Consider the following 10,521-nt stretch of genomic DNA (forward strand, 5'->3'; position numbering starts at 1 on the left):
CCCCTCTCCCAGAGGGAGAGGGGAGTTAGAGCGGCGCGTTCGCGACAGCGTTGCGGAGCAATAACGACGTCAATGACGACGTAGAGAAACGCTTCGTTGCTATTTGAAATGACTACAGTTGCAAAGGGAGCGGGATCCCGCTTTTGCGGCAGGATCAACAGGTAGAGGGCAAGAGAAGGGGTGCGGCATGGGCAAGGTGTATCTGGTGGGGGCGGGGCTGGGTGGGCGGGACGGCCTGACGCAAGGGGTGCTGGAGATCTTGCGGCGGGCTGAGGCCGTTTGGGTGGATGAGCTGGTGGACGAGCGCTTGTTGGCGGAGTTGCCCCCCCAGGCGCAGGTGTGGCGACGTTCCGAAGCAGCGAGCTTGCAGGAGGGCATCCGCTGGCTCATCCAGCGCTGCCGGGAAGGGAAGCAGGTGGTTCACCTCAAGGCGGGGGATCCCTTGCTCTTTGGCCGTGCCCGCGAGGAGGTGCAGGCCCTGCGGGAGGCGGGCTGCCCGTTTGAGATCTGGCCAGGTCTGTCGTCGGCCCTGGCCGGCCCTTTGTGGGCAGGGATCCCTCTGACCGATAAGCACTTGAGCCGCGCCTTTGCCGTGCTGACCGCCCATGAGCTGGAGCCCCTGCCCTGGGGCGCTCTGGCCCAGTTGGATACGTTGGTGATCTTGATGGGATCCCGGCAGCGGCAGCAGATTGCGGCCCAGTTGGTGGCAGCCGGGATCCCGCCGGAGCGAGCCGTAGCCGTGATCTGGGGGGCGGGGCAGGCGGAGCAGCAGGTTTGGGTGGGCACCCTGGCAGAGCTGCAACAGGGGGAAGGGTTGGAGCCAGAAAAGCTGCCTGGCCTGCTGGTGGTGGGCGAGGTGGTGCGGCTGCGGCAGGAGTTTTTGCCAGGGATCCCACCGTTACCGCCACCGGCTCCTTTGGCAGGCAAAACGGTGCTGGTCACCCGTTCCGAGGGGCAGTCGCCGGCTTGGCGCGAGCTGCTGCAGGCTCAGGGGGCGCGGGTGCTGGAAATGCCCGCCCTGGTCATCCAGCCGCCTACAAGCTGGGATCCCTTGGACGCAGCCATTGCCGACCTGGAGAAATTCGATTGGCTGCTGCTGACTTCGGCCAACGGCGTGCAGGCTTTTTTCGAGCGGTTGCAGCAGCAGGGGCGAGACAGCCGGGCGCTCCACCCTGTGCGGGTGGCAGTGGTGGGATCCAAAACGGCGGCGGTACTGGCCCAGTACGGCATCCGCCCAGATTTGCTGCCCTCTGAGTTTGTGGCCGAGGCCCTGCTGCCCATTTGGCCGGAGCCAGTGCAGGGACAGCGCATCCTCTTTCCCCGCGTCGAATCCGGAGGACGGGAGGAGCTGGTGCAGGGGCTGCGGCAACGCGGAGCCGAGGTGGTGGAGGTGGCCGCCTACCAGTCGGCCTGTCCGGCAGCAGCGGATCCCCAAGTGCTCGAGGCCCTCAAAGAGCGCCAGGTGGATATCCTCACCTTTGCCAGCTCCAAAACCGTGCAGCATTTTGCCCATCTCCTGCGCCAGGCGGGGCTAGGCCCTGAAGTCTGGGATCCGCCGGTACAGATTGCCGCTATCGGCCCCAAAACCGCGGAAACCTGCAGGCAGGTCTTGGGGCGGGTAGATGTTGAGGCGCAGGAGTACACCCTGGAAGGGCTGTTGGGATCCCTCGTTCAGGCAGACGGTTAGCGCGGATAATGGGCAGGGATTGGCAAAGAAAAGGAACCCCCAAGACACCATGTGGCAGACGGCCAAGCTCTACGAAGACATCCTCTACGAAAAAACCGACGGCATCGCCAAGATCACCCTCAACCGGCCCCACAAACGCAATGCCTTCCGCCCCAAGACGGTTGCCGAGATGATCGACGCCTTTCTGGATGCGCGGGAGGATCCTAATATTGGAGTCGTGCTCTTGACGGGCGCCGGGCCGCATACGGATGGAAAATATGCCTTTTGTGCCGGCGGGGATCAGAGCGTGCGGGGGGAGGCCGGCTACCTGGACGAGGCCGGGATCCCGCGTCTTAATGTCCTGGATCTGCAGCGCATCATCCGCTCCTTGCCCAAAGTGGTGATTGCGCTGGTGGCCGGCTACGCCATTGGCGGGGGCCATGTTTTGCATCTCGTCTGCGATCTAACCATTGCCGCCGACAACGCCATCTTTGGCCAAACCGGGCCGCGGGTGGGCAGCTTCGACGGCGGCTTTGGGGCCAGCTACCTGGCGCGGGTGGTGGGGCAAAAGAAGGCGCGCGAAATCTGGTTTCTCTGCCGCCAGTACACAGCCGCCCAGGCGCTGGAGATGGGCCTGGTCAATGCGGTGGTGCCTGTGGAGGAACTGGAGGCAGAAGGGATCCGCTGGGCGCGGGAGATCCTCCAGCACAGCCCCCTGGCCATCCGCTGCCTCAAAGCAGCTTTCAACGCCGATTGCGACGGCCAGATGGGGCTGCAGGAGCTGGCCGGGGACGCGACGCTGCTGTACTACATGACCGAGGAAGCTGCCGAGGGCAAACGCGCCTTCTTGGAAAAGCGCCCTCCCAACTTTCGCCAGTTTCCCTGGCGGCCCTAGTTCTTTCCATAGAATTCCACTTCCCCGCAGGGAAGCGACCGCCGAGATCCAGCAAAAGATTGACCAGGTCAGCGGAAAAATCAGGGTTTGAGGGTTGTCTCCGACCCTGCCGCTGAATTTTGGGTATAAAGCTTTACAGAGATCCCGGTGCTGCTGTTGAGGTGGCCTGGGATGGGCTTCTGAGAGGTGGGCCAAGAGGGTCTTTCTAGGGATCCACGACATAGCTATCCTGGGAGAGGCGCTCGTTACTACAAGCCACAACAGCGGCTGGGATCCCTAAGTTCCTGAGGATTTGCTGGGCGGGCTCTCTCTGGCTATCTCTTGTCTGCGCCGATCCCCAATGCCGCAGTCACCACAGCATTCCGGTCGCTTGAAGTCGTCCCAATGGATGCAAGCCCGGCAGCCCTTCAGCATTTCCGGCCAGCGCTCTCGAATCAACAGTTGCCGCAGCTTGACTTCCCGTGACTCCTGAAAGGGGTGTTGGAATTGGTCCATAGCCATTGGGGTTTCCCAGCTCTCTTAATCTGGTATAAGAGCAGATTTGAGTTTGAGTTCGAGAAATATTGGCATAGCTTAAGGTTTGGAATGGGCCCATCCTTCTTACTGGTTCAGGATAGCTGAGATGAACCTATCTAATTTTGTCTGTCGCTTTGAGAAAAGATTTACCAAAAAATGTAAACAGGTTATATAAAACTTAGCTCATTTTTTCTCCGCTTAAAACAAAAGTGGGATCCAGCGGCAGCAACATTTGAGTCCGACCGCGGTGTTCCAGACGGTTCACCGCCGATTGAATGACCTCCACATGATGAGCCCGCACAGCAGCCAGACCAGCGGAGAGGCCGTAGAGCCCATCCAAAGAGTTGGTTGTCGCCACGATCCGTCCGTTGGGATTGAGATGGCTCCAGCAGGCTTCCAGGATCTCCCGTAGGGGATGGCCTCCCTCAATGCAGATGCGATCCGGTGCAGGAGAAAGGTGTTGCAAACAATCGGGGGCAGTACCTTGAATCACTTGCACGTTGGTGAGGCCAAATTTCTCACAATTGCTCTCGATCAAGCTGACCACCTCTGCGTCTCGCTCGATGGCGATCACGCGAGCCTTGGGGCACAGAACAGCCGCTTCAATGGCAATCGTGCCCGTTCCGGCGCCAATATCCCACAAGCAGTGGTTCTCTCCCAGGCGCAACTGGCTCAGCACCAACACGCGCACCTCGCGAGGGCTCATCGGGATCCCTGGAATGCGTTCAAAGGCAGAATCCGGGATCCCTGGGGTGCGGTAGGGCCAAGGGAAAGGGGTTGACATTGCAAGGCACCGCTGCTGTGCATCTATCCCTCAGCATAGAGCGAATGCTCGACAGACCATCGCCGGTCTGAAAACACCTTCTGGATCCGATCAAGTTCTGGCCATTTCCAAGAGCCATGAAACGGCTCGTTATGTCGATCTCCCCCCTCCCAGAGGGAGAGGGGCTGGGGGTGAGGGATGTAGCTCCCTTGGCTGGAGTAGATAACGCTGGAAAAAGCTGTTAAGGACATTTGCCTGAGCCGAAGTGTCCCAAACCATTCATCCAAAGGATGAGCCTTGCTCGCAGGTAGAGCCAAATCTCATCGTTTGCCCGCAATAGGAATATGACATAGAGGCTCAATACGACTAAGGCACACAAATTTCCCAAAAAAGTGTAGGTTTGGATAATTCGATCGGTACTCCAGCCAAACTCGTAGTTTAGGCGGTTCATATCCCCACTGGCATCTCCTTGCCCGCCAAACAGAGTTCCCCAAGGGATCTGGTTCAGGCCCAATTGGATAGTGTGCCACTGCCAAAAGCTTTTCCATAGGCTGCTGGCTGCAATTCCCAACACTATGAATCGCCAAAAATCCCATCGCCAACGATCCGGCAAGCGAAGATAAAAGCTGGCTATTAAAAAGGTGCTGAGATAAAACTCACCGCCAACGCCGCCAAAGGTAATCAGCAGCTCTTTGGTACGATTGGGCAGCAGCCAAGTCATATAAAACTGCAACAAGGCCAGAAAAATAGCCAACGCCTGCAGCCATCGGATCCGTTCCTTGCGGGCTGACCGGAACAGCAAAGCCAGCAAAAAAAGGATCCCAAAGTATACAAAGGGATCCTCTTTTGAGCTGATGCTGGTCCAGCCAAAGGGCAGGGGCAAAGCTGGATGTCCGCTCCACCAGGCAATGGTGGCATGGCCAAACTCGTGAATCCAGATGTGTAAAGGCAAATGCAACACCTGCAACAAGCCAACGTTGTTTACCAGCAGGGCCACTGCAAATGCAACCGGATAAGCCCAGATATTGACCGCCCAGCTATCGAAAGAAAAGCGATCCCAACGCTGCTGGGATCCCAACTTGAGGCTGCGCTGCCAGAGCAATTGGGAGCCGCGGTAAGCACAAATTTCCACTTGCTTCAGCCGCGGGATCCGCAGTTGCTGCACCATCAAAAACAGTTGGGCAACGAGCAGAGATGGCTGTTGGGGCAGGGATCCGGTGAGGTGGATGTGCAGGGTTTCATCGGCAAAGTTCACCCGTCCGGGCCAGCGTCGCCGCAGCAGCTCCAGCCGCACAACCCGCACAATCGATTGGCTGTCCCCAGCTCGCGCTAGGGTGAGGGGATCCGGTGGGCTGGGCATCCCAGGATACCTCCAAAAATCAAAAATAAGGAGCGAACCCATCATCCCCCAACCCCGCCAGCAAGAGCGAAATTGCGCTCCCTCTCAGGCCGCTCCCGGGGGAGGTTGGTATAGTTGAGGGCAGCAGGTGTGCGGAGTGGATGGAGGGTCATGCCCGAATTGGACAAGCCAGGGTCAAGGCAGATATGGGGGGCGATGCTGCTGTTGAGCTTAACCGGAGCAGGCGTGTTTCTCCCTCAACCTGTCCGGGCTCAGGCAACCACGGCTCCAGGTCTATCTCACATCGACCGTTGGTACTACGATCCGCAGCAGGGACGGCTGGAAGTCAACACCCAGGGCGAGGTGCGGCCTTTCCTGTTTGTGCTCCAGAATCCGCCGCGGGTTGTTCTGGATTTTCCCAACACCCGCTATGGACGGGATCCCCAAACCCAGACTTTCCCAGGCCGTGTTGCCTCCCTGCAGATCAGCCAGCTCACAGAGACCATCACCCGCTTTGTGCTGTATCTGCAGCCGGATCAGCCTCTCAGCCTCAACCAACTGCAACTGCTCACCGCCGGCCCCTCCCGCTGGGCTGTTCAATTCCTCCAGGCCGGCCAACCCTCGCCTGCCGCCCCGCTGTTTCCCCCTGGCCCCCGCGATCCTGCGCCCCCTCCTTCGCGGACGCTACCTCCCCGCAGCCCCGCTCCCTCCCGTGCCGACCATCAGATCTTGGGGGTATCCCCGCAGGCGGAGGGTTTTTTCATCCGCACCCAGGGCAGCCCCGCCACCACGGTGCGGCGCATCCTCGATCCGGATCGGGTGGTGGTGGATTTTCTCAACACCACCCTCAGCCCCGCCCTCACCCAACGAGCCTACATCGTCAACCGTCTGGGGGTTTTGCGGCTGCGCATCGGGCAGTTTGAGCCCACGATTGCTCGGGTGGTGTTGGATGTGGATCCTTCGAGTGGCGATTGGGAAGCCCGCTACGACCCGCAGCAGGGCGGGATCTGGATCCAGCCCGCCGGTGGCGCTGACCAGGCCAGCCTTTTGCCTGAGGTCAGCCAGGGCGATCCCCAAGGGCCGCTGGCTACCTTGCGCTCGGTGGAGCTGCAGGGCAATCAGCTCATCATCAGCGCCGATGGGTTCCTGTTTTACCGGGCCGGCTGGGATCCGGAAAGCGGCGGCTACCGCATCAACGTGGCGCCGGCTCGCCTGCCCCAGTCTTTGCCAGATCCCGGCTTGCCGGTTGGGGGGCCGGTGGAGCGGATCCGCTTTGTGCAAGAAGATGCCCGCACGGTCAGCATTCTGGTGCAACCTGCCGAAGAGTTCAATGTGTTTGAGCCCCACCCCGGCCAGGGATCCCGCCGCATTACCTTGGAGCTGCGGCCTCTCAACGCCCCGCCGCCAACACCTCAGCGGCAACCGTCTGCCCAAGCTTCCCCTCCTCCACCCCAGGGCCGGACGGTCATCGCCGTCGATCCGGGACACGGCGGACGGGATCCCGGCGCCATCGGAGTGGATGGGATCCAGGAGAAGGACATCGTCCTCTCCGTTTCCCTCCAGGTACGACAACTGCTGCAAGAGCGGGGCTATGGAGTGGTGATGACTCGCACCGACGACCGGGAAGTGCTGCTGCAGCCGCGGGTGGATATGGCCGTTCAGGCCAACGCTACCCTATTGGTGAGCATCCATGCCAACGCCCTGGATCGCTCCGGCATCCACGGCATCGAGACCTACTACCTGCGGCCCGATAGCGCCGAGCTGGCCACCATCCTGCACCGCAGCTTGGTGAGGGCCACCGGCGCTGCCGACCGGGGGGTGCGACGGGCCCGCTTTTTCATGGTGCGGGAAACGCCCGTGGGTATGCCTTCCGTGCTGCTGGAGTTGGGCTATGTAACCAACCCAACCGAAGGGCGAAAATTGGCTACTGCCGAATACCAGGCTATTTTGGCGCGGGCCATTGCCGAGGGCATTGAGGCCTTTCTGCGCAGCCGCTAAGGTCCTGCAGCCGATCCCAGGGAGAGGGCCAGAAAGCGATGCCGACAGCCTCAGAGGCAGGGTAGGATACAGCAGCTTAGCCAAGGTGTTGAGGAGAACGGAGCATGCGTTGGGATCCGGATCCCGGTTGGCCAATTGGGGTGTTTGACAGTGGCTTGGGCGGGCTGACGGTTTGGCGAGCCTTGCGCCGCCGCCTCCCCCAGGAACGGCTCCTCTACTTTGCCGATACGGCGCGGCTGCCCTATGGGGAACGCTCCCCAGAGGAGATCTTGACCTTTGTGCGGCAAATTCTGACGTGGATGCAGGCGCAGCCGGTGAAGCTGGTGGTGATGGCCTGCAATACCAGCTCAGCTTTGGCCCTAGAACACGTGCGGCAGGAGTTCGCCCTGCCCATTCTGGGGCTGATCCTGCCGGGCGCCCAGGCGGCCTTGTCTCAGGGATCCCGCATTGGGGTGATTGCCACGGCGGCCACCGTTAAAAGCCGCGCCTACTCCAGGGCCATTCAGGAGTACAGCGCCCTGGATCGCAGGCGTTTTCCCCAACCTGTCCAGTGCTGGGAGCAGGCCTGCCCGGAGTTCGTCCCCCTCATCGAAGCCGGCCAGTTGGACGGCCCCGCCCTGCGGCAAGCGGCCGAACGCTACCTGCAGCCCCTGTTGCAACAGGGGATCGATACCCTCGTCTACGGCTGCACCCACTACCCGCTGCTGGATCCCCTCTTGAAATCCCTGCTGCCCCCAGCCGTCAAACGGGTGGATCCCGGCGTGGCGCTGGTGCGATCCCTGGCCCGCGAACTGAGCTTGTGGGGCTTGCGCCGCCCCTCGGCCGCCGCCCAGGAGGAACCCTACCGTTTCTGCGTGAGCGGGGATCCAGAGCGATTTGCCCGCTTGGCCACTCCTTGGCTGGGCTTTCGGCCCCAGGTGGAACGGGTGGAATGGCCGGCCTTGGATGTCAACAGCTCCCGCCGCCCCTGAACAGGCGCTCCTTCTCTTCAGGACTGGGAGCACCAGGCTCTTTGTTCTCAACGGGTCATCACCTGCAGGGGGAAGCGCTCCGCCAACTCCCCTTCTACCTTGGGCAGCCATTCCTCTTGAAACACCCACACCTGGCCTTGCTGCACGCGGCCATCGGGGTTTTGCGTCAGCTCCAGCCAATAGACGAATTGGTTTCCCCGCAGCACCACGCCTTGAATGGCCAAGGCCAGGGTATAGCCGGGAGTATTCGCCAGGGCCTCTGGGGACGGGTAGCGGATCACCTCCACCGCCCGATCCAAATCGGCGGCAATCTCTGGCCCATAGACCTCGCGAATCGCCTGAAAGAGATCTTCCGCCGTCAGCCCTTGTGGGCGAAAGAAGGTCATGCGCTCCGAGCGAATCGTCTCCCGATCCAGCGGGTTGATGATCCGTCCTGGCGGAGCCACCGAGGCCAAAAAGGTAAACCGGGATCCATCCGGCTCCACGCGGTTGATGTTCAGGGTTTCGCCCGGACGGGGCCGCAGCACGGGATTCTCCCTCACCCAGGCGGCCACCTGATCCGGAGATTGCCCAGGGATCCCCCAAGCGGCCAAGCGAAGACCCGCTGCCGCCCAGCAGGCTATGGCCAAACCAATCGCCTTAGCGGGTCGGAGTCCTCTCCCTTGAGACAAGGGCAGTTGTTTACCCCCACAGGATAGAGCCTTCCCTCGGTTGGCGCCCAAGACCGGCCGCGGATTGCAATGCACCTTCTCATTCCTCCGGACAACCAATGCAGAAACGATATGAACACATGGTCAGGCAGGGGCAGAGCCTTCCTCGATGGGAAAAGTCTTGCCCTCCCGGCCCTTTCCTACTGTATCTGGAGAGGTTGGTGGGCCTGTTGCGTCTGAGCGCGAGCCTCACGGCCAATGGTTGCAAAGATCCCTCGGCAAGATACGCAGATCGCCGGCGGCTTATCCGCCAAAACGTAAAAAGTATCTTAAGATCAACGGTAAGCAAACCTTATACGCATTAGGTCAGCACCTCAGGAGGTAACCGATGGCTCTCGTTGCAATGCGGACGCTGCTGGATCATGCCGCCGAACACGGCTACGGCATTCCGGCTTTCAACGTCAACAACATGGAGCAGATCCAAGCGATCATGCAAGCTGCCCATGAAACCAACAGTCCGGTCATCCTGCAAGCCTCTCGAGGGGCACGCAAGTATGCGGGCGAGCACTTTTTGCGCCACCTGATCCTGGCGGCGGTGGAGACCTACCCCCACATTCCCGTCGCCATGCACCAAGACCACGGCAACAGCCCCGCCACCTGCTACTCTGCCATCCGCAACGGCTTCACCAGCGTCATGATGGATGGCTCCCTCAAAGAAGATGCCAAAACGCCGGCCAGCTACGAGTACAACGTGGCCGTTACCTCCGAAGTGGTGAAAGTGGCCCACGCAATTGGGGTGAGCGTGGAAGGGGAACTGGGCTGCCTGGGATCCCTGGAGACAGGCCGTGGCGAAGCAGAAGATGGTCACGGTGCTGAAGGGGCCCTCAGCCACGACCAACTGCTCACCGACCCCGACCAAGCGGTGGACTTTGTGGAGCGAACTCAGGTGGATGCGCTGGCTGTAGCCATTGGCACCAGCCACGGCGCCTATAAGTTCTCCCGCAAGCCCACCGGCGACATTCTCGACATGGAGCGCATCGCCGAGATCCACCGCCGCCTGCCCAACACCCACCTGGTGATGCACGGTTCCTCCTCGGTGCCTAAGGAGTTGATCGACATCATCAACCAGTACGGCGGCTCCATCCCCGAGACCTACGGCGTGCCGCTGGAAGAAATTCAGCGGGGCATCCAAAACGGGGTGCGCAAAGTCAACATCGACACCGACAACCGCCTGGCCATCACGGCTGCCGTGCGCCGCGCCCTGGCCGAAAATCCGAAAGACTTTGATCCCCGCTCTTTCCTCAAGCCTTCTATTAAGGAAATGCAAAAAGTGTGCGCTGAGCGCTACATCGCCTTCGGCTGTGCCGGCCATGGCACCAAGGTTCCGGTGGTTACCTTGGATGAGATGGCAGCCAAGTATGCTTCTGGCGCTTTGGCAGCTCAGGTGAAGAAGACCGTCGCGGTCTAGCCCTCACACCCGGCCGCTGCAGCCCAGAACTCCTCGGCGTTTGCTGAGGAGACTCTAGCTCAATCGACAGGTAAGGGGATCCGCAGAGGATCCCCTGTTGCTTTGGAGGAACTTGATGCGTTTTGGCGGTCAGGCAGCTTTTGCTACAGAAGGTTTGTCCGCTTCGATTTGCTGGTTCAGCAACGCCAAAGTCAGGCGATCCAGCATTTCCAGGTCGGCCTCAGAGTAGCGCCGCTGAAAGAGCAGCTCGTTGAT

Annotated in this window: 9 protein-coding genes; 5 read left to right on the forward strand and 4 right to left on the reverse strand. The window is 60.8% G+C overall.

The annotated features are described in order from the left end of the window. Positions 1-187: 187 nt before the first annotated feature. Both cobA and menB read left to right on the forward strand, forming a co-directional pair. Positions 188-1,687 carry a uroporphyrinogen-III C-methyltransferase gene (gene cobA / locus NW853_RS05305; RefSeq protein WP_414348198.1) on the forward strand — a complete coding sequence of 500 codons (1,500 nt, stop codon included), beginning with the start codon at positions 188-190 and terminating at the stop codon, positions 1,685-1,687. Positions 1,688-1,736: 49 nt separating this feature from the next. Beyond that, entirely contained in the window at positions 1,737-2,561 is an 825-nt protein-coding gene (gene menB, locus NW853_RS05310) for a 1,4-dihydroxy-2-naphthoyl-CoA synthase (protein WP_414332432.1), read from the forward strand. 276 nt (positions 2,562-2,837) lie between these two features. Here the strand turns inward: menB and NW853_RS05315 are convergent, their stop codons facing one another. From NW853_RS05315 to NW853_RS05325, 3 genes are all read right to left on the reverse strand, one after another. Beyond that, positions 2,838-3,062: a hypothetical protein gene (locus NW853_RS05315; RefSeq protein ID WP_414332430.1), complete on the reverse strand. Its 225-nt coding sequence runs from the start codon at positions 3,060-3,062 to the stop codon at positions 2,838-2,840. A gap of 193 nt (positions 3,063-3,255) precedes the next feature. Continuing rightward, positions 3,256-3,861, reverse strand: coding sequence for a precorrin-6Y C5,15-methyltransferase subunit CbiT (gene cbiT / locus NW853_RS05320; protein ID WP_414332428.1), 606 nt, complete (start codon positions 3,859-3,861; stop codon positions 3,256-3,258). Between the two features lie 220 nt (positions 3,862-4,081). Then, positions 4,082-5,200, reverse strand: a complete 1,119-nt coding sequence (locus tag NW853_RS05325) for a hypothetical protein (protein ID WP_414332426.1) — start codon at positions 5,198-5,200, stop codon at positions 4,082-4,084. 150 nt (positions 5,201-5,350) lie between these two features. On the opposite strand from NW853_RS05325, the gene NW853_RS05330 reads away from it, so the two are divergent. Next, a complete protein-coding gene (locus NW853_RS05330) occupies positions 5,351-7,177 on the forward strand; it encodes an N-acetylmuramoyl-L-alanine amidase (protein WP_414348201.1) in 1,827 nt (608 codons plus the stop codon). A gap of 104 nt (positions 7,178-7,281) precedes the next feature. Continuing rightward, a complete protein-coding gene (gene murI / locus NW853_RS05335) occupies positions 7,282-8,148 on the forward strand; it encodes a glutamate racemase (RefSeq protein WP_414332422.1) in 867 nt (288 codons plus the stop codon). Positions 8,149-8,195: 47 nt separating this feature from the next. On the opposite strand, the gene NW853_RS05340 is transcribed toward murI, so the two are convergent. Next, positions 8,196-8,777 carry a hypothetical protein gene (locus NW853_RS05340; protein WP_414332420.1) on the reverse strand — a complete coding sequence of 194 codons (582 nt, stop codon included), beginning with the start codon at positions 8,775-8,777 and terminating at the stop codon, positions 8,196-8,198. A gap of 409 nt (positions 8,778-9,186) precedes the next feature. On the opposite strand from NW853_RS05340, the gene fba reads away from it, so the two are divergent. Then, positions 9,187-10,266, forward strand: a complete 1,080-nt coding sequence (fba, locus tag NW853_RS05345) for a class II fructose-bisphosphate aldolase (protein WP_414332418.1) — start codon at positions 9,187-9,189, stop codon at positions 10,264-10,266. The last annotated feature ends 255 nt before the right edge of the window (positions 10,267-10,521 follow it).

Source organism: Synechococcus sp. H55.11 (genome assembly GCF_047462475.1).
Classification (GTDB): Bacteria; Cyanobacteriota; Cyanobacteriia; order Thermostichales; family Thermostichaceae; genus Thermostichus.

Excerpts from the sequence above, each read along its gene's own strand:
- cobA (WP_414348198.1), top strand. The coding sequence starts at position 188 with ATGGGCAAGGTGTATCTGGTGGGGGCGGGGCTGGGTGGGCGGGACGGC.
- menB (WP_414332432.1), top strand. The coding sequence starts at position 1,737 with ATGTGGCAGACGGCCAAGCTCTACGAAGACATCCTCTACGAAAAAACC.
- NW853_RS05315 (WP_414332430.1), bottom strand. The coding sequence starts at position 3,062 with ATGGCTATGGACCAATTCCAACACCCCTTTCAGGAGTCACGGGAAGTC.
- cbiT (WP_414332428.1), bottom strand. The coding sequence starts at position 3,861 with ATGTCAACCCCTTTCCCTTGGCCCTACCGCACCCCAGGGATCCCGGAT.
- NW853_RS05325 (WP_414332426.1), bottom strand. The coding sequence starts at position 5,200 with ATGCCCAGCCCACCGGATCCCCTCACCCTAGCGCGAGCTGGGGACAGC.
- NW853_RS05330 (WP_414348201.1), top strand. The coding sequence starts at position 5,351 with ATGCCCGAATTGGACAAGCCAGGGTCAAGGCAGATATGGGGGGCGATG.
- murI (WP_414332422.1), top strand. The coding sequence starts at position 7,282 with ATGCGTTGGGATCCGGATCCCGGTTGGCCAATTGGGGTGTTTGACAGT.
- fba (WP_414332418.1), top strand. The coding sequence starts at position 9,187 with ATGGCTCTCGTTGCAATGCGGACGCTGCTGGATCATGCCGCCGAACAC.